The organism is Vibrio panuliri, from assembly GCF_009938205.1.
Taxonomy (GTDB): Bacteria; Pseudomonadota; Gammaproteobacteria; order Enterobacterales; family Vibrionaceae; genus Vibrio; species Vibrio panuliri.
Genome location: NZ_AP019655.1, coordinates 1428504 through 1454206, shown reverse-complemented (window position 1 = coordinate 1454206; position 25703 = coordinate 1428504). Strand labels below are relative to the sequence as shown.

Sequence of the window (25703 nt, the reverse complement as noted above, 5' to 3'; positions counted from 1 at the left end):
ATTCAAAGGTCTTTGACCAGTTTTATTGGTGTTAAACTGTTGATTTTAAGTCTTTTCAACCAGTTTCTCTCGCAGAAAATCACGCAGAGAATTCAACGCAGGCGTCAATTGACGTTTATCTGTCACCACCAGATTGAGTGGGATTTTATCACCCTGCCAATCTTCGAAGAGGGCTACTAAGCTGCCATTATCAATATCTGGTTGTGAATCAAGGCGTGACTTATAACCAATCCCTTTGCCAGAAATCATCCAACGGCGCACGGCATCACCATCGTTGGCAAAACGGTTACCCGTTGCGATGACTTCGCACTTTTCGCCCTGTTTGGTAAAGCGCCATTTGGTGTGGTATTTGACCAAGGTAATAAAGTTAATACAGTTGTGATTGACGAGCTCTGCTGGGTGAGTGGGGGTGCCATATTTGGCGAGATACTCGGGAGAGGCGCAAGCGACGCGGTCATTATCAGGGCAAATAGGGAGTGCGACCATGGTGGAATCTGGTGGCATACCGTAGCGGATGGAGGCGTCGATTGGGCGGGTATAGAGGTCAATTAAGCTGTCACTAAGCTCAAGAGAGATCGAGAGTTTGGGGTGTAAATCCATAAATTCATCCAGCAGAGGGATGATGATGTTGCGCCCCAAATCGGATGGCATGGCTAGGCGTAAATGACCCGTAATTTGGTTGGGATCGCGTTTGACGGATTCGATACCAGATTCAATCGCATTGACCGCTTGCTGGCAGCGCTCAAGCATCAGTTGCCCTTCTGCGGTAAGACGAATACTGCGAGTCGAGCGGATAAACAGTGCACAACCAAATTGGGTTTCGAGACGTTTGATGGTGGCACTTACAGCCGCAGGCGTAATGTTAAGAATGTTTGCCGCTTGGGTAATACTCCCTTGGCGAGCTGTTTCTATAAACACACTAAAGTCTTGAAGTACTTTCATTGTATGGCCTGCGATTGATAAACGCTTACTAGATAAACAGGTGCTTGATTTGTTCAAACAAGCCTTGTGCAAACTTAGCCGGTTGGTCTTGATGCCAGTGCACACCTTCATCAGGGCTTGAAGTCACAAATTCGCCCGCATTGATATAATAGCAGCCGAGCTCTTGGGCTCGTTGCTCAAAATGTTCGGCAAACTGTTTTGACTTTTCTTCGGCACCATCAAAACCTGTCGCAGCAAAGCCGACTTGATAGATTGGAGGCGGGCATATCAAAACGATGTCTGTTGGTTTGCCATTGTGATGATTGGCAAAATGCTGAGCTTGTTTCACGAGTTGCGCGGCACCAAGTGAAATATCTTGGGCAGAGAGTTCGAGATGACTTTGTAGATCGTTCGTGCCAAGCATAATAACCACCACATCGGGTTGGTGTTTCTCTAAGCACGGCAGAAAATAACCAAGACCAGAGTGAGGGTTATGGATGGATTCATGAAAGCCCGTGGTTCGGCCCGGTAAGCCTTCATTAATCACTCGCCAGTTATCTGGCAGCATTTGCTCAAGCAGTGAAGTCCAGCGTTGTTCCACTGGGTAGCGTCCACCGACTAGTGGAATGTAGCCCCATGTATTGGAGTCCCCAAAACATAAAACAGAATTAAGACCTGATTTCATTTCCTATCCTTGCCAACAAACTCAAGCTTATTGTCGTTCATCGAAGATGAGCCAGCGAATCTAACTGGCTCTCTATTTGAGTATTGGCCGGCGTCTCGTCACGATAGAGTTTACCGATCAGAGCATCTCGATGCCGCGCTGAACACAAATAGTCAGAATTTATGAACGATGTCGTTTTGCAACCAGCGTGAATTTGTAATCGCTTGATTTAAAATAGTTTCGACTGTATTCGAAAATTGTATCATCGATTAAATGGCTACGGGTACGTTTCTCTATAATCGGTTGTGCTGGGTCAATGCCAAGTAGTTCGGCGATCTCTTTTGGTGGCAGTACGGGAATGATTTCTTGTTCACTTCGATCAATGACGAGCCCTTTTTGATTTTCGATAAACTCGTATTTTGAACCTTGCATCACTTGATAGGTGAGATCGGGGAACATCTCAGTTGGTAACCAAGTTTCTTCTACCGTAATTGGGTTTTCATCAACATAGCGAACCCGCTTTACATAGAAGACTCTATCACCTTCACAGATATCTAGACGTTCTGCCATCGTGAGTGAGGCACTACGGATCTCAAACGCGAGTACATCGCTACGAGTGACAGAGTCTAGGTGTGACCACTTTTCAGCAAAGCTACTTTGCTGATAAATGTCATAGTTGACTTTGCTCTCTTTAACGTAAGTCCCACTACCTTGTTTGCTCTCAAGCTCATCGTTTTCGACCAACAGCTTAAGCGCTTGGCGTACAGTGACGCGACTGACGGAGAACTCTTCACGCAATTGCGCTTCAGTTGGCAGTGCGTTGCCCACTTTGTATTCACCAGAGCTAATTTTGGCGCGAATGGCATCAGCAATTTGTCGATACATTGGCAGTCGTGCCATAGTGACCTCTCTTACACTGGTCCGTTACTTCTCTAATCTTGGAACAGTGTTTATATACGCTATAGTTAACCGTATCATACGAATTCACTTCAATATGACAAGTAGTTGTTTTGTCTATTTTGAAAATAAACAATACAACATTAATACATTTATTGATTCAAATGAGATCTGGATCGCGGATCATTTGTATTTAATAGGTATTATTGGTCTCATTGTTGTACGGACAACAATGAATAATGTGACAATGGGACAAACGTTATGAATCTAACCTCTCTAACCCACCCATCGCTGATTAACTTACAAACGACATTTAATAGTCGTGACGAAGCGATTCGTGCGCTTGCTGAACAATTAGATCAACAAGGCAAACTGCATGACAAACAACAATATTTAGACGCTGTATTTGCGCGTGAAGAACAAGGGCCAACCGCTTTAGGTGAAGGTCTGGCTGTCCCTCACGGCAAAACTGATGCAGTAAAAGAAGCCGCTTTCGCTGTTGCCACTTTGAAACAAGATTTGAAATGGAAAGGTTTGGATGAGGATGAAGATGTTAATCTGATCTTCCTGATTGCGATTCCAAATGCTGAAGCTGGCTCTACGCATATGCACTTGCTTACAGAGCTAACCACCACACTCGTTGATGACGACGTACGCGAAGCCGTGCTCAACGCGACGACGACAGATGAACTTCTTGCGCTGTTTAACAAGCCTGATGAAGTCGTAGAAAAACAAGACAACTTAGATACAAATGCGCCGACGGTCGTCTGTGTAACGGCATGCCCTGCTGGTATTGCTCATACTTATATGGCAGCGGAATATCTTGAAAAAGCGGGTAAGAAGCTTGGTATCAATGTCCATGTTGAGAAACAAGGTGCCAATGGTATTGAAGACCGCTTAACGGCTGAGCAACTGAACAAAGCCGATGCTTGCGTATTTGCGGCAGAAGTTGCGATTAAAGAGCTAGAGCGTTTTAACGGTATTCCGCGCGTTGAAGTGCCTGTTGCTGAGCCAATCAAACACGCAGAGCGCATTCTAAATGAAGCGTTGGAAGCGGCGAAAAATGGCTCTGGTGCCGAGCGTACGGTTGCAACAGATGCGCCGAAGAAACGCAACTCTTGGAAAACCGATGTTAAACAAGCGCTGCTCTCTGGTATCTCGTTTGCTGTGCCACTGATTGTGGCGGGTGGTACGGTGCTGGCGATTGCGGTTCTGCTTTCACGTATCAACCCAGAAATGCTTGCGCTGTATAACGAAGCAGGCAGCTGGTTGAACATGTATCGTAAACTTGGTGGTGGTCTACTTGGCGTACTAATGGTGCCAGTACTCGCAGCATACACGGCTTACTCTTTAGCTGATAAACCAGCATTGGGCCCAGGTTTTGCGGCAGGTCTTGCGGCGAACTTAATCGGGGCAGGCTTCCTTGGGGGCGTCGCTGGTGGTTTGCTCGCGGGCTACTTTATGCGCTGGGTGAAAGAGAATGTTCGCGTTAGCCCTGCATTTAATGGTTTCTTGACCTTCTACCTCTACCCAGTACTTGGCACCTTGATCGTTGGTTCATTGATGCTGTTTGTGGTGGGTAAACCTGTCGCATGGCTTAACCAAGGATTGACTGACTTCCTTAATGGTCTGTCTGGTACTAATGCCATCATCCTAGGTGCGGTAATCGGTCTATTTGTATCGTCTGACCTTGGCGGTCCAATCAATAAAGCAGCTTACCTATTCTGTGTGGGTGCAATGGCGAACGGTAACTTTGCGCCATACGCAATCTTCGCCTCAGTAAAAATGGTATCTGCCTTTACGGTGACCTTCTCAACCATGCTACGTCCTCGTCTGTTTAAAGATTTTGAAATCGAAACAGGCAAGTCAACTTGGCTACTCGGCCTTGCGGGTATCACGGAAGGTGCAATTCCAATGGCGATTGAAGATCCAGTCCGTGTTATCGGCTCATTCCTAGTCGGCTCTGCAGTTTGTGGTGCCATCGTAGGTGCGGCGGGTATCGGTCTACAAGCGCCGGGCGCGGGTATCGTATCGCTATTCTTACTCGATTACAGCGCTGAAATCGGTGCATTCGGTGCCGGTGCTATCTGGCTTGGTGCTGCTCTAATCGGTACCGCAATTTCTACGGCAATGCTGATTGCGTGGCGAGCTCACGCGATAAAAAAGGGTCAATTTGACGCTCAGGTTGCGACTTCAAACTAACGCTTAATCGCACAGGACACAGGGTAACTGTGTCCTGATGCTAACTGCCGGTGAAGCAGTATTGCCTGATAAGGCTTCCTCACCAAGTTTTCAAATTTCAAATTTCGAGTCTCTTTACTGACTAAGTAAATCGCTCAATAGGTAATACAGTTATGACTACATCACGCGTTCATATTACTCCACACATGCACTGGGATCGTGAATGGTATTTCACCACTGAAGAGTCACGTATTCTTCTGGTAAACAATATGGAAGAGATCATGCAGCGTCTAGAAACTGACCCTGCATACAAATACTACGTACTGGATGGTCAAACCGCAGTACTAGAAGATTACTTCGCGATCAAACCAGAGAACAAAGAGCGCGTTAAAGCCCTAGTTGAAGCAGGCAAACTGATTATCGGTCCTTGGTACTCACAAACGGATACCATGCAAGTATCTGGCGAATCCATTGTACGTAATATGCTTTACGGTATTCGTGACTGCCTAGAGTTTGGTGAAGTAATGAAGATTGGTTACCTACCAGATTCATTCTCAATGAGCTCGCAACTACCTATGATTTACAACGGCTTTGGTATCAATCGCGCGATGTTCTGGCGTGGCTGTTCTGAGCGTCATGGTACAGATAAAACCGAGTTCGTATGGCAATCAAACGATGGCAGTGAAGTGACTGCACAAGTGCTACCACTGGGCTATGCGATTGGTAAATACTTACCTCAAGATGAAAAAGGTTTGCGCGACCGCCTAGACAAATACTTCCCTGTGCTTGAAAAGCCATCAGTGACGAAAGACATTTTGTTGCCAAACGGTCACGACCAAATGCCAATTCAAAAAGACATTTTTGAAGTGATGGACAAGCTGCGCGAAATCTACCCTGATCGCGAGTTTGTGATGAGCCGTTACGAGGAAGTGTTTGAGCGTATTGAAGCGCTGCGCGATCAACTAGATACAGTAAAAGGTGAGTTTAACGACGGCAAGTACATGCGTGTTCACCGCACGATTTCATCAACTCGTATGGACATCAAACTGATCCACGCAGAAGTTGAGAATAAGATCGTCAACATTCTAGAGCCGCTTGCGTCTATCGCTTGGAGCTTAGGCTTTGAATACCACCACGGTCTGATTGAGAAAATGTGGAAAGAGAGCATGAAGAACCACGCTCATGACTCGATTGGCTGCTGCTGCTCAGACAAAGTACACGCTGAAATCCTAAACCGTTACATCCTTGCCGATGATATGGCGACCAACCTAATCAACTTCTACAAACGTAAGATTGTTGACCATATGCCAGCGCGCGAAGGCTGTGACAAGCTAGCGCTGTTCAACCTATCTCCATACGCGCGTGAAGAGGTGATCAATACCACGATTACTCTACGTGCTAATGAATTTAATCTGTTTGATGATAACGGCAACGCGATTGAGTACTTTATTCAAGACCAACGCGTGATTGACCCAGGTAAGATTGACCGTCAGATCGTTCACTACGGTAACTACGACCCGTTCATCGAATATGACATCCAGTTTAAACATACAGTACCAGCAATGGGCTTCACGACATTGCATATTGAAGCGCACAGCAAAGGCACGCAAAAAGTGGCAGAGCAGGGTGAACACGTTCTAGAGAACGACTTTTACCGCATCAATGTGAACGCGAACGGTACCTTAACGATTTTCGACAAAGAGACGCTACACACTTACGACCAAGCGCTGCGTATCGAAGATGGCTCCGATGATGGTGACGAATACGATTACTCTCCATCACGCCAAGAATGGCTACTCTATTCCGATGAGTTTGAGGTGCAAACAGAAATCAAACACGAAGGCTTCCAATCGGTTGCGAACATTAAGCTACGCATGTCTGTCCCTGCAAACCTGCAAGAGCGTGAAGAGCGTGCAGGTCAAAATGGTTTCCTAGACGTCGATTGCCAAGTGGTACTAAAACAAGGTAGCCGCCGTATTGAAGTTCGCATGGAGCTGGATAACCAAGCTGATGATCACCGCGTACGTGTGCTTATCCCGACGCCATTTGTTTCTGAAACCGTGGTAGCGGATAACCAGTTTGGTTTGATCACTCGTTCAACCAACGATCCTGCCATGGAAGTATGGGAACAAGAAGGCTGGAAAGAAGCGCCAGTACCGGTTTACCAACTGATGAACTTTGCCGCGGTTGAGAACTCGGCTGGCGGTATGGCGCTAATGACTAATGGTCTGCGTGAGTTTGAAATTATCTCAAGCCAAAACAACCAAGAGCGCGACACGTTTGCTCTAACGCTGCTACGCGGTGTTGGTACGTTGGGTAAAGAAGAACTACTGCTGCGTCCGGGGCGTCCTTCAGGTATTAAGATCCCAACGCCTGACTCGCAAACGCGTGGCAAGCTAGTGTGTAACTTCAGCCTGTTTGGTTACCAAGGTGATCACATCAGTGCGAACATTATGGCTGAATCTCGTGACAACGTCACTCCAATAAAGTGTTACAACAAGATCCCATACAACGCGATGAAGCTAAATGTGGGTGAGCAAGATAAGCCTCTCACGTACAGCTTGCTTGAAAAAGAGCAACGTGGCGCAGTGTTGAGCGTGCTGAAGAAAGCGGAAGATGAGCAAGGCCTTGTGATTCGTGTCTACAACCCAGCAGAAACGGGTGAGCTAGAAGATAGTGTTTGCTTTACTCAAGCGGTAAGCGCATGGCAAGAAGTGAGCATGGATGAGAAGCCTCTAGCGCAATCTCAAGCGCAGACAAGCTTTGGCAGCTTGAAAGCATGCCAAGCTAAGTCATTCTTAGTGAAGTTCTAATCGCCTCCTTTGCTCAGCACATTGCCTCATAGATGTGCTGAGCTTTTTTATTCCTCTTCCACACGCTCGAAAGAGATTCCACTATGACTAAAACACTATTTAAACTCGACAACGTGATTCAGAATTATGTTTGGGGTAGTAAAACGGCGATGGGTGAGCTATTTGGCATCACTAACCCAGACAATCAACCTCAAGCTGAAATCTGGATGGGCGCACACCCAAATGGCTGCTCAAAAGTAGCGGGAAGCGGTGAGCTTTTGTCTGAGGTCATCGCGCAAGATCCTAAAGGCGTGTTGGGTGAGTATACGGCGGAACGTTTTGGCGAACTGCCTTATCTATTTAAAGTATTGTCTGCGGAAAAACCGCTTTCAGTGCAAGTTCACCCAAGTAAAGCGAAAGCGATGGCAGGCTTTGCGAAAGAGAACCAGCAAGGCATTGAGTTAAATGCGGCGAACCGAAATTATAAAGACGCAAACCATAAGCCTGAGTTGGTTTACGCGTTAACGTTTTACAAAGCGATGAATGGTTTTCGCCCAGTAGCAGAGATTGTGGCACTGTTTCAACAAGCAGAAATTGATACGCTGCGTGATGAAATTGATGCGCTAAGTGCTTTACCCAATGAGCAAGGCTTAGCAGAGTTTTTCTCTGTGGTGATGAACCTTACCGGCGAGAGAAAGCAGCAAGCGATCGCTGAACTTATTGCGCGAATCGAACGGCCCGCTAAAACGGCATTAGCACGGGAAGCGTTTGATCTCATTCGAGAGTTTAGCCAAGGGTATAGCGATGATATCGGTCTGTTTTCACCGCTGCTATTAAATGTGGTGGAGCTTGAACCAGGTGAAGCGATGTTCCTCCATGCTGAAACGCCGCATGCGTATGTAAAAGGTACTGGCTTGGAAATAATGGCGAACTCTGACAACGTGCTGCGTGCAGGTTTGACGCCGAAGTACATGGATGTGGCAGAGCTTATCGCCAATACTCAGTTCCACTCAATTTCAGCTGACCACATCAAGCTGGCACCGTTTAGCAGCGGAAATAAGCTCGGTTATCCGATCCCAGTTGATGATTTCGGTTTTGAGATCATGACGCTCGATGCCAAGGCGAAAGTGCAATATGTGCGTGGTGCAGAGATTATTTTCTGTATTGAAGGTCAAGCAACACTAAGTGGTGGTAGTGAAGAAATCACCCTTGTTGCGGGTGAGTCTGCTTTTGTTTGCAATCGTGCTAAGGTCTATCGATATTCTGGATTAGGCACTTTGGCACGTGCTTTTAACTGATGCTCAGATGCCCAAGACTCAGTGATGCTTGGGCCAACGCAACAACGCCGAGCGGCCATCTTTGTTTCCCCCCCAAGTCAATGTTAGTCGCTCAAAGGAATACCGATGTTGTTATTGTTACCCGTTAGCCTAGAGATTACTCGGGTATCTTTGGTCGCGTCTTGCGAGATGTACAACTGATACCAGCCTTTTCACCGACTTTTTTGGTATCAACGACCAGCCCACCATTTGGTGGGCTTTTTTCGTTTTTGCTCTTCTCAAAAACGAGAACATCTAACCGAGATCCTATCAATGTATCATTCTTGGCAATGGCTGCCTTCCTCTCGCGGATAGAATGAAATTAATCACATTAATTGGTGAAATATTGAGCCATGCTTAGATGAGGAGTCATAAACCTTCAGTCATGGTGGTGATATGCATGGGGTGATCCGAAAAATGACATGGCAGACGATAGGGCGGTAATCCCGCCCACTTAATGCCGTTTGTTACCTGAAATCAGGTTTAACTTGGAACCGATGGCGCTAATCAGCCAATCGTGTTCAACGTGTCATTTGCAAGGAGGCCCTATGCCTATCAATAAGATCCGCAACATCGCCTTTGTCGGCCAAACGGGAACTGGTAAAACAACCTTAATTGAGAAGCTGCTTTATACCTGCCAGACAACCACCCATTTAGGATGCGTAGAAAAAGGGGATACCGTTACCGATTTTGATGACCAATCTATTCAGTACCAACACAGTATCGAAGCGACGCCAGTCGCGCTCAGTTGGAATCAACACCGTCTTAATATCATTGATACTCCCGGACAAAATGAACTGCTAGGACGTACGCTCAGCGTATTTCCTGCGGTAGAAACCACCGCACTCATCATCGACCCACAAGCACCGATAAATCAAACCTCTGAGCGTATTTTTGCGTTTGCCAAAGAGCGACATATGTGTCAGATGATCATCATCAATAAACTCGACAATCATGGCAGTCAACTTGAAGCCTTAATGGAGAACATCGTTGAGCATTTCGGTGACAACTGTCTGCCGATTAACTTACCTTCAGCGGACGGGAAAAGTGTTGTCGATTGTTACTTTGAACCTCAAACCGAGCAAGATACGCTCATTTCAAGTGTAGAAGCGGCACATGAAACCTTGATTGATCAAGTGATAGAAGTGGATGAAGAGTTAATGGAACTCTACCTTGAACAGGGATCAGAACTGACGCCTGAGCAGTTGCATGACCCGTTTGAGGAAGCGCTTAGAACCGAACATGTGGTGCCAATTTGCTTTGTGTCGGCACAAACGGGGGCGGGTGTTGAATTACTGCTGAGAACATTGACGGAAATTATGCCGATGCCTAACGAGGGGAATCCTCCGTTATTAGAGAAAAATGGCAAGATGATTAAGGTCAATTGTGAGACCTTAGAGCATAGTGTGGCCCATGTGTACAAAATCAGCGTCGACCCTTACATGGGTAAATTGGCATATTTGCGGGTCTATCAAGGAGAGATCCATGTAGGTAGCCAGCTCTATATTGGTGAGAGTAATAAAGCATTTAAAGTCGGTCACCTTTATCAACTGCAAGGTAAGGTGCGTACCGAAATCACCAAGGCTTTAGCGGGAGACTTCTGCGTGCTAGCTAAAGTCGATGAGCTTGAATTTGACTCTATCGTGCATGACTCACATGATGAAGATGGCGTGGCACTTAAAACACTCAATTTCCCTAACCCAATGTATTCATTGTGTTTACGCCCAATGAAACGTGGAGATGAGCAAAAGCTGGGTGATGTGTTGAATAAAATTGTCAGTGAAGATCCTTCGTTGCGGGTTGAGCATCGCTCACGCACCAATGAAACGATCTTAAGCGGGCAAGGTGAGTTTCACCTCAAAATTGCATTAGAGAAAATGGCGAATGTCTACAAGTTGGAGGTGGAAACCAGCGAGCCAAGCGTGGAGTACTTTGAGACGGTAACCAAACCCGCGGAAGGGCACTATCGCCACAAAAAACAGAGTGGTGGAGCTGGGCAATTTGGTGAGGTACAACTGAGAGTGCGACCACTAGAGCGAGGGGCGGGATTCCAGTTCATCAATAAAGTTGTCGGTGGTTCTATACCTACTGCGCTTATTCCTGCGGTGGAGAAGGGGATTGTTCAAGCCCTCGAGGAAGGGGCGATTTCGGGTAATCCAATTAAGGATGTCGAAGTGACGGTTTACGATGGTAAATATCATTCCGTGGACTCAAAAGAGATTGCGTTTGTTATCGCGGGTAAGAAAGCTTTTCTCAATGCGATCAAAAATGCTGATCCCATTGTTTTGGAGCCTATCGTGCAGATGGAATTGTCTATCCCAACGGTGAACGTTGGTGACGTGTCTGGTGACTTATCAGGCAACCGGGGATTGATAGAAGGGACGGAGCCGATAGACAGTAATTTCACTCTGTTGAGGGCAAAATCTCCTCTTAATGAACTGCAAGACTATTCGCGCCGCTTACGCTCGATAACTGGTGGAGAGGGCAGTTTTAATATGTCTCTCAGTCACTATGAGCCAGCACCACCTTTGGTGCAAAAACGGGTGTGTGAACTGGCCACTGAGCAACACTAACGCTTGATACTAAAAAGCCCTCACCGAAGTGAGGGCTTACATTATACTCAAGTGACTTCAAGATGCAGGATTCAGAGCCTTGTCACTGGCTCAAGTTCAAGGAAAACTACGACGTGAAATAGCCACCTATTTTCAAGTAGTTTGACGTAGAAATCGGGCCAGTGACGAGCTCCCGAAGGGCGAGTTTCCTTGGTTCGTATGCATCGTTAACGATTTTTGGTTTAGAACCACTAGACCTTCAACTCGTTGCCTTGCCTACAAACCAAGTCATTCTCGCTGAACCAAACATCTTGAGGTTACTTGAGTATAAGTGATGCTTAGATCTTAAAGTAGGCCACTTCTTGTTCTAGGTGCACAGATAGCTCATTTAGCTTTTGACCCGCGACTTCATTGTTCGTCATTAGTTCGACTGAACTGCGTGACATGGTTGAGATTTGATCCATCGCGGTAACCACTTCACTGACTACCTCAACTTGCTCTTGAGTCGCGACTACGATATCGCGTACGCGGCTTAATGTATCTTGCGCTTGTTGCTCAATACCAACAAGAAGGTCACTCGCAGCAGAGGTGTTCTGCTGGCACTCTTCAACTTGCGGTTGGGTATTTTCCATTGCAGTAACGCTTGCCACGGTTTGGGCTTGAACCTCTTTAAGTAGGGTTTCAATTTGTGTGGTCGCCGCCCCCGTGCGTTGAGCAAGGTTGCGAACCTCATCAGCCACCACGGCAAATCCGCGCCCCGATTCACCGGCACGCGCAGCTTCAATAGCAGCGTTTAATGCAAGCAAATTCGTTTGATCAGAAATTTCACTGATCATATTGACGATACCACTGATATCTTGGGTCTTTGCTTCGAGTTGCTTAACTTGAACCACAGTGCCGTTTACTGCGTTGGTGACTTTTTCCATTTGGTCAGCCACTGAAACAATCAATTGACGTCCTTCAACGGCATGCTCAGATGTCGCGACGGAGTTTTGTTCAGAGAGGTTCACGATATGAGCGATTTCATCAATACTGGTGCGCATACCATCTAATTTAGTCACCATACTCTCAGTCAACATGGCTTGATCTTGAGCTGTTGCGAGTACTTGACTAGACCCGGTAGACACTTCTTTCACTTGCTCCGCCAACATGTTGGAAGCCCCGCGAATATTGCCGACAATGTTGATCAATTTCCCTGACATCGCAGATAGTGAATCAAGAATACTGCCAGAAAAGCTGCTTTCTTGACGTTGAGTTAAATCGCCCTCTGCCATCATTTGGATCGCCTGCTGTGCATCATGCGGTTCACCGCCTAGAGAACGACGAAAACTGCGTTCAATGGCGACACCAACAATCACAGAAATCACTAACGCGATAGCACTGAGAATGAGCATTAGGTTTTGGAATCCGCCTGCCATTTCACGAGCTTGTGGGGTCAACTCTTGGTTGAGCTTTTCTTGATAATCAATAAATTGGTTGATGTGATTTAGCCAAGTAATAAAGGCAGGGCGAGCTTTATCAAGTACGCTGTCATTGACGGGCTTACCTTGTTTTTTGTCGGCGATAATTTGATCGATGAGTGGCAGTGTTGAACGTTTGATATCATCAATTTTATGCAGAATATCAAGCTCCTGCTTTGTAAACATCACACCGCTAGCCAACATTTTCTGCATGCCTTGCTCTGACTGATCGTAAAACTCTTTAAGTTGCTGAATTTCATTGACCAGTGTGTTTACTTCGGCATTGCTGCGGGCAATCGCAACATCTCGAATGGCAATCGCTCTATCGTGAACACTGCCTCGATAGTTGATGGCATAGCGCTGTTTGACTGAGTTTACATCGGTGACTTCGGCTAAAGTGGAGTCGATATAGTTAACTTTCTGAATACCTAACACCGTTAGTAGCATCATCAGCGAAACCAAAGTACCGAAGCCTATAGCGAGGCGAGTCTTTACTTTCAATTTAGATAGATAATTCATACTTTTTCCTATAGCAAGCAACTAAAAACAACGTTTTTGTTACTAAACTTATTCGTTATTTTTATATTCTGGTCTTTTATATAGAGGAATTAGATTGGTAACAAGGTTTAAAGAGCGATTTATCAAAAAAGAATTTGAATCATTATCAATTATCTTGGCTCCAATTTGTGTTTTTTCTTGCCATTAGGCAATTGACCACTGCGGTGGACTTAGAGTCAAACCATAAATTGCTTCTCAGAATGGTTCTGAATTTGCGAGTTGAAAATGTTCGGTTGATAAACGAATGAAAAATAAGATTATCTATGCTGGTGTGGATTATGCGTTAAAAAAGCTAAACCCATTAACGTCGGCTTGGATGATCACATGACAGATTCGGTAAAATTGCTTTCTAGCCAGCAAACTCAAGCATTTGATACAGAGTACGTGGATGACATGATGTTTGAACTGGTAAAACAAGCGTTGGCTAAGTTCCAAATTTCTCAGTCGCCTTTTAGGTTGTTAGATGTGGGAGGTGGTAACGGTAAATACGCTGATAAACTTTTGTACCATTACCCAAATGCATCGGCGGTGGTTGTGGAGCCGGAAAAAACATTGGCAGAAAAAAACCTACCCAATCGACGCAAGCAGGTTATTCAATCTCCTTTCCAAAACATTGCGCTACCCAGTGGATTGAATGCGGTGCAGTTTAATTGGGTGTTGCATCATTTCGTTACTAGCGGGTATCGCGACACCTGCGCTTTACAACAGCGAGCGCTGCACGATGCTTATCGTTCGTTGGCTCCCGGCGGTATTATCATGATTTTTGAGAACTTTTATGAGGGGGCTTTGAGCGAGGATCTTCCCAGTCAGTTGATTTTCCATCTTACATCTAGCCAGATTCTAGCGCCACTCACAGAGAAACTCGGTGCCAATACAGCGGGTGTTGGGGTTTGCTTTCACTCGGCACGTTTTTGGCGAGAACAGCTCGCACAAGCAGGCTTTAGCCAAATAGAAGAGCATCCCTGCTACGACTTTGGGACTCTTTCAAGCATCAAAAGAGTAGCTTTAACATTAAGAAAGCAGCGCGTTGGCTTGCTGGTGGCACGAAAGCCATTGTCTACGGTAAGCTGATTGGTATCGGCTCGGGGAGAATAAAACTTGGCTCTTAAGAAAAGCGTTGAGAGCCAAGTTGAGAAGTTGGTTAGTCACGTTTTACGCAAGCGAAGAACGCGTTTCCTGCTTGACCATCCCAAGGGAGAATCTTTTCATAGTCATGTTGGAAAATGTGCACTTTAAAATAGGGCTCAAGTAACGCTGTTAGCTCTTGATAATTCACTGCCACCATTGGGTGCTCATCATTCCAAAGCTGTTTTTCAGTTTCAGACTGTTTTTCGATGCTAAGGGTTAAGAACTGGCGTTCTCCTTCACCGCAGTATTTCCAACCGGAACTGAAGGTAAACTCACTGCCTTCATGATTAGCGCTGTGGCGAACGAAGGAACGGTTGTCGATTTTGTCGCAATTGACCGAGTTAAAACAGAGCATACCACCTTGTGCCAAAGCGGCATGGGCGGCTTCGATACACTTCTTCAGGTTTTCAATACCATCGCTGTAGTGGATGGAATAAAGAAAGCAGGTAATCAAATCAAGTGGCTGCTCGACGGTGAAATCGCACATATTGTGCAAGATAAAATCCGCTTCAGGACAGCGAACTTTAGCAAGGTCAAGCATTGGTTGGTTGAGATCAAGCCCACTGCTTTGATAACCAAAATCGATAAAGTGACGGATGTGTGGGCCTGTTCCGCACGCGAGATCAAGGTGCTTTTTACCTTGATTGCCAAATAGTTGATGCAGACGGCTGACGTAGTGACTTTGCGCTTTGTAATCGATGTCGGCACACATCAAATCATAGTAACCTGAAAGGTCGGTATAGAGGGCGTTTGAAGGAATAATTCCCACAGTGGTTATGCTCGTAAATAATTGGGCTGCGCATGCTATACCAACATTGACTGAGAACGAAGCAAAAAATAACAACTATTTCTTGATGTCAACCTTATGTGTTTTTAGCAATCGTTTCACTTTCATGATGTTATTGGATTTTGATCATAAACGTGATGCTTGACCGATTTTAGCAAGCTGTTTATATTATCGCCGCCCGATGGGCACACCCTAAAATGCACACCCGCTATCCTGCCATCATTGGTGCATTTATATTGGTGTTTGTGAAATACCATGCAAACGACATTAAGTCCTTTCTCTCGCTTTACTCGTGAATCGGGTGCTTTGATGCATCTGTCGATTCCTATTATTTTGACGCAAATCGCCACTCAAGCGATGGGGTTTGTTGATACCACTATGGCGGGCCAAGTAAGCCCTGCTGATCTTGCGGCGATAGCACTGGGTGGTAGTCTTTGGATCCCGGTTTTACTATTGCTGCGCGGCATAATTATGGCGCTGACTCCCGTGGTGGCTTATCACCGAGGCGCTCGTGATTTTCCCAGTATTTCGGTTGAGTTTTTTCAGATGGTTTGGCTTGCGCTGCTCTCTAGCGTGTTGCTGATCAGCTACTTGCTGAGTGCCAAACCGATTCTCGAATGGATTGGTGTTGCTTCTGATATCATCCCTATTGCGAGTGACTATGCTTTTGCTCTCGCTTTTGGAGTGCCAGGGATTGCGCTGTTCTATACCTTAAATGGCTTTTGCGAAGGAATGAACAATACCAAGGTACCAATGGTTATCTCGGTGATTGGGTTACTGCTCAATATTCCAGTCAACTACGTACTTATTTACGGCAAACTGGGCTTCCCAGAGCTTGGTGCGGTTGGCTGTGGTTGGGCAACCAGTTTGGTCTACTGGGTGATGTCAGGCTTGCTTTATTCATACATTCGTGGACATCATCACTACAAGAAAATTATCTCATTTGCTGATGTAAAACCCCGCGCTAAAGAGATGTTTAATCTGCTCAAATTGGGTCTGCCGATTGGTATGAATATCGCGGTTTGTGGCAGCATTTTTGCGGTAATCGCTCTGTTAATTGGTCGTATTGGCGCTGAGAACGTTGCGGCTGCGCAGATTGCGTTGAATATCTCAAGTCTGACTTACGTGATTCCAATGAGTATCTCATTTGGTATCACGATTCGTGTTGGTCATTCACTGGGTGAACGTGAGGAACAGAGTGCGATTGAACGCAGTAAAATCGGCATTTTAGTTGCGGCGATGGTGTCGCTGATTTCAGTGACGATTTTCTTGCTCTTCCCTGAGTGGATTATTCGTTTATATACGACGGATCCCGCAATTAGCGCAACCGCTGCAACCTTGCTGGTTTTTACTGCGATGTACCAGTTTAGTGACGCGCTGCAAACTTCAGCCAATGGCGCGTTGCGTGGCTATAAAGATACGAAAATTCCGATGTTCTTAGCGATTGCGTCATACTGGGGCTTGGCGCTGCCAATGGGTGTCGTGCTCGGTCTAACCGATTACGTTGTACCCGCAATGGGCGAGAAAGGTTTTTGGGTGGGGATTCTCACCGGCTTAACTGTCGCCGCCATTCTGATGTTGCTACGTCTGCGCTTTGTGATTAAGCGCCGCAACACGGTTGAAGCTAACGGCGTGACGGCCAGTTAAGTCCAAATACAATTCAATCCATAAGATAAAGCGCGTGACTGCAAATAGGTGACGCGCTTTTTTTATGGCTTAAAGCCATCATTTATCGCTTTGCGCTGGCAATCAAAATGCTTTGCTAGCGATTACTAAACACCGTTGTAATGCTTAGATATAGCGTCTTTCTTATGATGAACTCAGTTTAAAGATATATCCCGTGAGGACACTATGAAAAAGACTCTTCTAGCTTCGTTACTTTCTGCTATTGCGCTCAATGCTAATGCAGAACTTATCCAACACACCGATCAAATTGGTGAGGTACAGTTTACCGGCTCTACGTATGAGCTTGGTAAACATGTTGGTGAGGTCGCTGGCGATCAAGTTGAGAGTGCAATCAAGCGCTTCAGCGATACTCTAGGTGTGATGTTGCCGGGCTTAAGCGCGGAGTCTTTATCTCAGTCATTCGATAAGCAACAAGTATTCACTAAGCTAGAGAAAGCGAGTCCGGAATCTGCTGCCTATATCCGTGGTCTTGCCGATGAACTTAACAAGAACCCTAATCTATTGTTAGCGGTTGCGATGTCTGATGAAGCCATCTTAGAATCTCAGCGTAACGGTGGTATGGGTTTCTTACAGGCAGAGAAACCAGCCCATGATGCATCTGCGCCAGCAAAATGTACCTCAATGGCTGTCGCGGCAGTGGGTGATAAAGCTTGGGCGGCATCGAACTTTGACTATATGGGCGTTAACTACACGGGTCTGCTAATGCTTAAGCACACGGATACTGATGGTAAAACCCGTCTAATTCAAACTTGGGCAGGTCTTATCCCTTATGGTGGTGTGACCAAAGGTGCTCAGGTGATGACGATGAACACCATGGCTGACCAAGGTACGTTGCGTGAAAAGGACGGCGGAGAGATCTTAAGTGATACAGCGACGCCATCATTTTACCTTAGCTGGGATGTGTACAACGAGGAAAGCTACCAAGGCATTAAATCGGTGTTCGATAAATACCCAGAGTACACGGCGTTCTTTACTTACACGGTTGCATCGGCAAACAAACCAGCGATGAACATTGAGAACACATATGGCGGTAAAGTGAACTACAGCGAAGGTGACTACAAAGCGCACGCGAACCATTCGATTTACGGTGAAACGGCTGACTTTGTTGATGAGGCATTCGCTGCGCACTCTCTTGCTCGCCAAGATGCCGCGTCAAAATTTATGGCGAACGCATCGGTGAATACGGCTGAATCAGATGTACGTAAACTGCTTCAAAGCAAACCTTTGTGGAAAGGACGTGGAGAGATGATGGGCACAGTGACCAACACTTACTATAAAGTGAACGGTAAGAAAGTAGATGTGTACTTCCAGACCGATAGCGAGCACGAACCCGTGCATATGACTAACTACTAATCATCGATTAACGAGATAAAATAACGAAAGCCAGAGGTCGCTATCTCTGGCTTTTTCTTTTTTAGCGATTTGCAAAAGTGACACAGATTATGTGTTAGATAGTGGAAAATTTGGTCAATAATGGCTCGTATTTACAGCTAAGTCTCAGGTAGGGTTATTGGTGTCATTTCATATTAACGACAGGGAGTCATCATGTTTCCATTGGATATTTTTATTCCTTATACCTTAGCCTGCTTATTGTTAGTGATATCTCCAGGGCCTGATAATCTTTTGGCGATTGCACGTGGATTGAGCCAAGGTAAATTGGCGGCTTGGGTATCGGGGTGCTCTTCTGGTAGTGGTATTTTGCTTCACGTTTTTGCGGCAACATTTGGTTTAACGTTGTTGATTCAAACCTCTGAAATCGCATTCTATATTGTCAAGTTAGTCGGTGCTGCGTATTTGATTTGGCTTGGGGTGAAAGTTCTGCGCTCAAAAAGCTTGTTTAGCCTTGAACAAGCCGAGCCGCAATCACTTAAAACGATATTTACCACTGGTTTCCTTTCCGCCGCGCTAAATCCTAAGCCTGGGCTATTTGTCCTTGCGTTTATTCCTCAGTTTGTTAACCCTCAGCTTGGTTCCGTAACTGTGCAAATGGTCGTTTATGGGGTGTGGTTCGCGCTGCTGACGGCGGTAGGATTTAGCCTGATGGGTGTATTTTCTTCTCAATTAGCACACTGGTTTAAGCAAAAACCACGAGTTGTCTCTGCTCTTAACATTGGTGGAGGGTTAACTTTTATTGGCTCTGGATTGGCAGTAGCATTGATGCGTCAAGAATAGTCAATAAGACCACAATCTCGCGGATCAAAAAAAAAGGCCCCGCGAAGCGGGGCAATGGTTACTACATGAGGGTAGTAAGTTATGGAAATGCCTGGCGGTTATTCACCAAAGTATGCGCGGCGATAGATTTCTTTAACGTCAGCAGGTGTTGGTGTTCCCGGGTTGGTTAGTGTACATGGGTCGTCGAAGGCGTTTTGGCTCATGCGATCGAGTACTGCAAGGAACTCTTCCTCTTTAATATCAACTTCAGTCACATCTTTGAACGTCAATGGAATATCGAGCTTAGCGTTAAGAGCGCGCAGCTCGTTTTCAATCGCGTCAATGCCAAGATAGCGTTCGATTTCTGCATATTTATCAGTCGATTGCTTATTGTACTCAATGATATAAGGCATCAAGATAGCGTTCGCTAAGCCGTGAGTTACCGCAAACTCGCCACCGATTTTATGCGCGAGTGAATGCACTAAGCCTAATGAAACGTTAGAGAAAGCCATGCCTGCCAGCGTTGAGGCATTGTGCATGTTGTCACGAGCAGCCATATCGTCGCCTTGCTTGTAGGCGGTTTCAATGTTTTCAAACACTAACTTAACGGCACGCATGGCGAGTGGATCGGAGTAGTCGTTTGCCACTGTAGAAACAAACGCCTCTAAAGCATGCGCCATCACATCCATACCGGTGTTTGCAGTAATATGTGGCGGCATTTTTGCAGGCAGCGCTGGGTCAATGATTGCGACATCTGGCACGATATGCGCCGATACAATTGGGTACTTAATATGGTTTTCCATATCAGTGATCACTGAAAATGCGGTGATCTCAGAAGCGGTACCGCTGGTCGATGGAATCGCGACAAACTTAGCTTTGTTACGCAGTGCTGGCATTGAACCAACAGGGATAATATCCTCAAAGCCCAATTGTGGGTGCTCATAGAAACACCACATAATTTTCGCCGCATCTAAAGCCGAACCACCACCGATTGCAATGATCCAATCTGGTTCAAAGTCACGCATGGCTTGAGCACCTTTGACGACGGTTTGAACCGATGGGTTTGGTTCTACGCCATCAAAAACAATCGAATCAATACCTGCTGCACCAAGGAGTTCTTGTGTTTGGGCAATAAAGCCAAACTTTTTCATTGAACTACCACCGGTGACGATGACCGCTTTACGACCTTGTAGGGTTTTGAGAGCATCCATAGCATTCTCACCAAAGTAGATGCTCTCAGGGATTTTAAACATGTTCATGTTTTTTCCTTCAGTCTAATTTTAATACAAACTGAGGAAATATTAACTTGGCTTATGAATGCGAAATTGATCCGTATCATGTCGGGTAACAGGTGAATGATAGGGACTTATTTTGACTTGAAAATTTAGGACTCTCTTATCAAATTGAATGAAAAATCACTGCAAATCATTGGCTTAAATTCAAATGCGTCGGTCTGCTAAGTTTTTCAAAGTCAATTGCTATGAGGATGACTTTCGATAAACATCGCACTAACTCTAGAAGAACTTTGCTGTGAATCTAGTCGGGTCAATTACCCTTTATCGACAGTATAGTTTTCCATCTCTTCCGCGATACGGTGAGCGTGTTCGGTAACTGCTCTAGCATTGTCCCCGTTCTCTGGATCACCACAGCGTTGACCTTGATTGAAGATATTTGGGCTAGAGTAGACTGGTAAAATATTGTCTTCGTAGCTCATGATGGTTCCGCTAGTGCCACACTTAAAAGCTCGGGCATAAGGTTTCAATAAGTGGTGGTATTGGGGAAGAATGACCGATTCTAGCCATTTACCAAGATTATGTGGGTGCCCGTCTTTATGTTGCGCCCAAGATAGATGCCCAAGTTCATGCTCTATTAAATCGATGCCGTTATCAAACGTGATGGTAAAGAATTTGCGGCTTAAGTTAACTTCAACCTGCCCAGTAAGATCGGCAATGTCCGCTATCGTTTTAGGCAAAACCAACCCATATATCTGATTTGGCGCAGGGTAAGAGCTATCGAGATCATCAATGCCTAGATTTACTTCCAACTGTTTATGTAAAGCGTAGAGACTTTCAAGGTTACTTTTGTTTAGTTCTACGTATGTGATGCTCCCTAAAGAGCGAGTCATAGGGATGCAGGAGTTTTTCAGGACTAAGTTAGAGTGATGAAGTGATTGTGTAAAGTAGCGTTTAACGGCTTCTTTGCTGTTCGCGTTAAGCACATCTTTATCGACAATAAAACTGACTTCGGTATCAACAATGGGGGTAACGTCGCAGTCAGGCAATTGCAAGCCTTCAGAGTTTGGTTTAGTGAGCACCATGACTAATGCAACGAACACCAAGCTAGAAGCCACTAAAGCCTTACGTTTCATAACGATACCTCTGTCAGTTTAATAGCTCAAAGTCTGTCTAATTTAATGATTATTAACAACATACTTCTATCCATATGCGACAGACGTAACGTATTCACCTTTTGGTGTTATGCGGGTAATTGTGCCGCTAATCTGGGTAAAATACGGCTAGCCAAACGGTCGGCTCTTTGTCTGATGTTGCCGTGACACGATGTTTTTGATGAGCGGCAATATTGAGATAGTCGCCTTGTTTGAGCTCGAAGCGTTCTCCATTGTCATATTCGATAATGCCGAAGCCAGTTAATACCATCACCCATTCATTTTCATCTTGCTCATACCAACCTTGCTCCGGAGAACTTTGACCATAAGAGACAATGCGTTCGATTCGAATCTGATCGGTTTTAACAATGTCGCGAAACTGCTCGTGGTCGAGAAATGGAGGAATACAGGAGAATAGGTTATTCATAGCGCCTCTCAGTAGATTGTGAGCAATGAGTTACTTGGCTAATCGCTGTTGTATCTGCTCAGTGTTGGTGACTTTTTGCCAATTGAACATCTTTTCATCGGCAAGTTCTAACATTGGGATATCTTCATAGGTATCACCGTAGGCGTATATTTTGTCAAACTGATTAAGAGTAATTTGCTGGCTCACTAAGCGTTTTTTGAGTAAACGAACTTTATTGTCTAAGCTACAGTCACCATCCACATAACTGCCGGTATAACGGCCTTTTTTTATCGCTAATCGACTGCATATCACTTCAATACCTTGTTGTTGACCCCAAATATCGAGGTAAGGATTGAGAGAAGCAGAGATAAGGTAAATCCTATCTCCTTGCTGTTTATGCCAATTGAGTGCTGCTATGGCTTCGGGTCTTAGTACTGTTGGTAAATACTCGCTAACAAATTTGCTGGCAAGCGCGTCGACTTGCTCAACCGAACGGTGCCAAAAAGCAACTTTGGCAAGAATAGGGCGAGTATAACGTGCGGGTAGTAAGCCGAGTTTATACAACCCAATTACCGGTGATGCGATGATAAACCCTGCTAACGTACGCGACTTGGGTGTCGCGTAAAATAGAAACTTGGTAAACGCATCTTGGTTGGTGATGGTGCCGTCAAAATCGAATAAAGCTAAGTTCATAAGGTATGTATAGGTTCAGAGCAATTGGTTCAAGCGAAGCAATGCCGTGTAATCGCTGGCTATTGCCAACGACGTTGCTTGTTTTTTTCTTCTTTGGTTAGAAAAGCTTGCTCTAAGTCGATATCGTAGCGATTGGCAATAGAGCAAAGATAAATAAAAATGTCGGCAAGTTCATCGCCAATGTCACCAACTTTAGATTGTGGGTCAATAGCAATGCCTTGGGCTTTGCGTATTGCTTTGAACAACTCGCCAATCTCTTCGCCTAAAAGCAAACATTTTTCGAGTGGTGGCTGGTCAGCAAACCCTCGCTCGATTTCCAGTTGGCTAACGTAATGTTGGAAATCAGCCAAAGTAGGAGTTGGTTTTAAGTCTGGCATGGTTGTCCCTATAACTATCTAATTAAATGATGAACTTACCCCAAGTGACGCTCACTTTTCACCGTATCTTGAGAGTACTTGGGATAGGGTATCCATAATCGAAGCGAAACACCAATTTGTCTATGAGCCGTTGTCTTGTGACGCTGAGTGTTACGATTTTGCTTTTAATTGCTGATGTTCAAATATTTCTTCGATCTCTTCGCTGGTAAAGTTGAGCCCCATATCGTGAACGATAACTTGGAACAGATGCTCGCTAGATCGGATAGGTGAGCAAGTTTCGCTACCTTGGTGTTCATCGTACTCGAAAAGCTCCAACCGCTTAACCAATAGCCGTTTATCTTTGTCGATGGAAGAGACAACGAGATTGTTGACGAAGTTGCTCTGAGGAAACTTATGGGTGTAGAAATGGCTAGCATCGCAGTCGGCCTCTGTTGTCTCACTGAGATCAAAGCGATACATGGTTTGCCAGTTATCGAGTATCAACTGTTCGACGCGATAATCTTGCCCTTGAATGGCACAAAGGCGACAGTGAGTTTGCGACCATTGATAATGTTGGCTTGTGAGTGGTAAGGCTTCTCTTGGGGTACCAATACCGAACCCGACGTCCACAGCATACTCTTGAGAATTGAGTGTGAGTAAGGTGAGTCGGTGTGAGCGGCGATTATACTCATTCCCATCGAGCAAGACACGAGCGAGAATTGGGCGCACTTGATAGCCAAGGTGCGCTAGCGCCACTTGCATTAGCTTGTTGTGTTCAAAACAGTAGCCACCTTGTTTTCTTACCACGATGCGATCGACAATGTCGGCAATATCTAGCGGAAGTTCCCGTTCAAGCATTACGTTGATACTACTGAAGGCGAACATCGAAAGATGTTTTTGGATCATGTAGTTAACTTGAGCAAGGCCCGTTAAATTTTGCGGCACTTCGAGTGCTGCGAGGTATTGCTCGATAGGCTCGTATACGTTTAAGGTGTTGTCAGTCATCAGTGAGATCTTTGTCTATGCGTATTGAATGAATAGGCATGATAAAACCTCAACCTAAGTTGAGGTAAAGCGTTATTTTTGCCTCAAGAGTATAATGAGGAGAGGGGCTCTACTCTTCGTCGCTCAATATACCTAGACGCTTAAGATCCTGTTCGCATTGTTCTGCATTCTCAAACTGCAGTGCTGACATACCAACATTTTGCGCGCCTTCGACGTTGTACGCCATATCGTCAATAAACAAACATGACTCAGCATTCAACTGGTATTGTTCTAACAAAGAAAGGTAGATCTCTTGGCTAGGTTTAAGAAAGCCAACATCAGCAGAGATCACTACTCCGTCGAACAGAGACCAGAAGTCGTATTGCTGTTTGAGGTAATCAACGATCTCGTGGACATTGTCCGACAGGGCATAAACTTTATAACCTGACTCTTTAACTTGCTTGATTAAGTCAACAGAACCATACAGCTCAAGCTGAGTATGTTTGACGTAGTAACCGAGTTTTTCAGCTTGAACTGAGGAGAGACCAAACTCTTTTTGCAGCGCAACCTTGACTTGCTCTTCACTTAACTCACCACGATTGGCGGCTTGCCAAATCGTTGATTGAAAGATTTGCTTGGTCAGGCTTGTCGCACGAGGCGAATCTCCAAACGTAAGACGAATGATTTCGCCGGGTGACCAACGAACGATAACGTTGCCGATATCGAAGATGATATTTTCAATGCTCTTTGATGACATCCTGTTCTCCCAAAAAACAATTTCAACGGGTTGTGTTAGTGATGTCAGATAGTCAGAATCTCTCGAACTCTTGTTATTGCAAGGCAGTACTACGTGATGACTTAACAGATTACTTTAAGAGTTATGAATAAGGGAGAGAGCCTCGACGTTAGACTAATTCACTGTTGTTTCATAAGTTTAGTGGTTAATATCTGTTCTGTATATATTGGCGCTGGTTGAAATTGTAAGTCGATCTAAATTCTTCCCGCTTTTATTGCCTGCTGAATGTCTAAAGTTATTATCAAACACAAAACAAAGGTGCAATATGGCAACGAAAAACAAAATTATCCGGTTTGCGGCGATCGAAGCACAAGCACTGTTTGATAAAGAGCATCAACTCATTGAGCAGGTGAAGAGCAACCAACTTGAGCAAGTGTTGTTACTTTGGCAAGCAAAGCAGCCGACTCTAGTCTTACCAGCTGGTAAGAAATGGGCGGTTAGTGAAGAGCTTGTTGATACGTTATCAGAGCTAGGCTGGCAACTGACAGCACGCAAAACAGGCGGTGCGCCAGTCCCTCAGTTGCCGGGGATCATTAACTTATCCCATATTTATACATGCAGTGATGACAAGCCCTACGACATAAAAACCGCGTATATGCAGCTATGCAATATACTCAGTGAGTTTTTTAGAACATTGGGCATCAATGTCGACGTTCATGCGACGCCAAATTCCTATTGTGATGGTGATTACAATCTCAATATCAATGGGCAGAAGATCGTGGGAACTGCGCAGCGAGTGCTGCTGAAAAAAGATGGTGGGAGAGTGGTGTTATCGCAGGCTTGTATCATCATTGATGCGGACGTAGAGCGCATCGTCGAGCCCGTCATTGTCTGCAATCGAATTTGTCACTATCCCGCTCAGATCGAAGCTAACGTGCATACTAGTTTGTTCAATCATATGACTGAACGGCCTAGCGTCGACTTCTTATTCCAACGATTGACCGATGCCTTTTTAGCCCATGCGCCTCGATAAAAGAATCCCTCAACGG

The 25703-nt window shown here is 45.3% G+C and carries 21 protein-coding genes; 9 read left to right on the top strand and 12 right to left on the bottom strand.

Annotated elements, in window-relative coordinates:
• Positions 1-45: 45 nt before the first annotated feature.
• The 3 genes from GZK95_RS21210 to GZK95_RS21200 all read right to left on the bottom strand — a co-directional run bounded on the left by GZK95_RS21210 (position 46) and on the right by GZK95_RS21200 (position 2485).
• Positions 46-942, bottom strand: coding sequence for a LysR family transcriptional regulator (locus tag GZK95_RS21210; protein WP_075713788.1), 897 nt, complete (start codon positions 940-942; stop codon positions 46-48).
• 28 nt (positions 943-970) lie between these two features.
• On the bottom strand, positions 971-1606 hold the full coding sequence (locus GZK95_RS21205) for an SGNH/GDSL hydrolase family protein (protein ID WP_075705631.1): 636 nt from the start codon (positions 1604-1606) through the stop codon (positions 971-973).
• 159 nt (positions 1607-1765) lie between these two features.
• On the bottom strand, positions 1766-2485 hold the full coding sequence (locus GZK95_RS21200) for a GntR family transcriptional regulator (RefSeq protein ID WP_075705629.1): 720 nt from the start codon (positions 2483-2485) through the stop codon (positions 1766-1768).
• Between the two features lie 258 nt (positions 2486-2743).
• On the opposite strand from GZK95_RS21200, the gene mngA reads away from it, so the two are divergent.
• The 4 genes from mngA (at position 2744) to fusA (ending at position 11344) form a co-directional block, all read left to right on the top strand.
• A complete protein-coding gene (gene mngA / locus GZK95_RS21195) occupies positions 2744-4684 on the top strand; it encodes a PTS 2-O-a-mannosyl-D-glycerate transporter subunit IIABC (RefSeq protein ID WP_075713786.1) in 1941 nt (646 codons plus the stop codon).
• Between the two features lie 152 nt (positions 4685-4836).
• Complete coding sequence (mngB, locus tag GZK95_RS21190) at positions 4837-7476, top strand: mannosylglycerate hydrolase (protein WP_075713784.1); 2640 nt, start codon at positions 4837-4839, stop codon at positions 7474-7476.
• A gap of 83 nt (positions 7477-7559) precedes the next feature.
• Entirely contained in the window at positions 7560-8753 is a 1194-nt protein-coding gene (manA, locus tag GZK95_RS21185; RefSeq protein ID WP_075713782.1) for a mannose-6-phosphate isomerase, class I, read from the top strand.
• A 566-nt stretch (positions 8754-9319) separates the two neighbouring features.
• Positions 9320-11344, top strand: a complete 2025-nt coding sequence (gene fusA, locus GZK95_RS21180; protein ID WP_075713780.1) for an elongation factor G — start codon at positions 9320-9322, stop codon at positions 11342-11344.
• Positions 11345-11661: 317 nt separating this feature from the next.
• Here the strand turns inward: fusA and GZK95_RS21175 are convergent, their stop codons facing one another.
• Positions 11662-13302, bottom strand: coding sequence for a methyl-accepting chemotaxis protein (locus GZK95_RS21175; protein WP_075713778.1), 1641 nt, complete (start codon positions 13300-13302; stop codon positions 11662-11664).
• A gap of 363 nt (positions 13303-13665) precedes the next feature.
• Here GZK95_RS21175 and GZK95_RS21170 point away from each other — a divergent pair, with 363 nt between their 5' ends.
• Positions 13666-14412, top strand: coding sequence for a class I SAM-dependent methyltransferase (locus GZK95_RS21170; RefSeq protein WP_075714442.1), 747 nt, complete (start codon positions 13666-13668; stop codon positions 14410-14412).
• A 70-nt stretch (positions 14413-14482) separates the two neighbouring features.
• Here GZK95_RS21170 and GZK95_RS21165 read toward each other — a convergent pair whose 3' ends face one another.
• Complete coding sequence (locus GZK95_RS21165) at positions 14483-15229, bottom strand: class I SAM-dependent DNA methyltransferase (RefSeq protein WP_139315042.1); 747 nt, start codon at positions 15227-15229, stop codon at positions 14483-14485.
• A gap of 282 nt (positions 15230-15511) precedes the next feature.
• Between GZK95_RS21165 and GZK95_RS21160 the strand changes: the two genes are divergently transcribed.
• From GZK95_RS21160 to GZK95_RS21150, 3 genes are all read left to right on the top strand, one after another.
• Positions 15512-16903 (top strand): MATE family efflux transporter, encoded by a 1392-nt coding sequence (locus GZK95_RS21160; RefSeq protein WP_075714444.1) that lies wholly within the window; start codon positions 15512-15514, stop codon positions 16901-16903.
• A gap of 204 nt (positions 16904-17107) precedes the next feature.
• Positions 17108-18295, top strand: coding sequence for a C45 family autoproteolytic acyltransferase/hydolase (locus GZK95_RS21155; protein ID WP_075714446.1), 1188 nt, complete (start codon positions 17108-17110; stop codon positions 18293-18295).
• 192 nt (positions 18296-18487) lie between these two features.
• Positions 18488-19114 carry a LysE family translocator gene (locus tag GZK95_RS21150; RefSeq protein ID WP_075714448.1) on the top strand — a complete coding sequence of 209 codons (627 nt, stop codon included), beginning with the start codon at positions 18488-18490 and terminating at the stop codon, positions 19112-19114.
• Between the two features lie 98 nt (positions 19115-19212).
• Here GZK95_RS21150 and GZK95_RS21145 read toward each other — a convergent pair whose 3' ends face one another.
• The 7 genes from GZK95_RS21145 to GZK95_RS21115 all read right to left on the bottom strand — a co-directional run bounded on the left by GZK95_RS21145 (position 19213) and on the right by GZK95_RS21115 (position 24675).
• A complete protein-coding gene (locus GZK95_RS21145; protein WP_075714450.1) occupies positions 19213-20352 on the bottom strand; it encodes an iron-containing alcohol dehydrogenase in 1140 nt (379 codons plus the stop codon).
• A 290-nt stretch (positions 20353-20642) separates the two neighbouring features.
• Positions 20643-21461 (bottom strand): hypothetical protein, encoded by an 819-nt coding sequence (locus GZK95_RS21140; protein ID WP_075714452.1) that lies wholly within the window; start codon positions 21459-21461, stop codon positions 20643-20645.
• A gap of 127 nt (positions 21462-21588) precedes the next feature.
• Positions 21589-21906, bottom strand: a complete 318-nt coding sequence (locus tag GZK95_RS21135) for a cupin domain-containing protein (protein ID WP_075705597.1) — start codon at positions 21904-21906, stop codon at positions 21589-21591.
• A 30-nt stretch (positions 21907-21936) separates the two neighbouring features.
• Entirely contained in the window at positions 21937-22578 is a 642-nt protein-coding gene (locus tag GZK95_RS21130; protein WP_075714454.1) for an HAD-IB family hydrolase, read from the bottom strand.
• A 59-nt stretch (positions 22579-22637) separates the two neighbouring features.
• On the bottom strand, positions 22638-22955 hold the full coding sequence (locus GZK95_RS21125; protein ID WP_075705593.1) for a MazG nucleotide pyrophosphohydrolase domain-containing protein: 318 nt from the start codon (positions 22953-22955) through the stop codon (positions 22638-22640).
• Between the two features lie 150 nt (positions 22956-23105).
• Positions 23106-23939 carry an arylamine N-acetyltransferase family protein gene (locus GZK95_RS21120; RefSeq protein ID WP_075714456.1) on the bottom strand — a complete coding sequence of 278 codons (834 nt, stop codon included), beginning with the start codon at positions 23937-23939 and terminating at the stop codon, positions 23106-23108.
• 109 nt (positions 23940-24048) lie between these two features.
• Entirely contained in the window at positions 24049-24675 is a 627-nt protein-coding gene (locus tag GZK95_RS21115; protein ID WP_075714458.1) for an HAD family hydrolase, read from the bottom strand.
• 304 nt (positions 24676-24979) lie between these two features.
• Between GZK95_RS21115 and GZK95_RS21110 the strand changes: the two genes are divergently transcribed.
• The gene (locus GZK95_RS21110; RefSeq protein WP_075714460.1) at positions 24980-25687 is read left to right on the top strand and encodes a lipoate--protein ligase family protein; all 708 of its coding nucleotides are present in this window, start codon (positions 24980-24982) and stop codon (positions 25685-25687) included.
• Positions 25688-25703 lie beyond the last annotated feature (16 nt).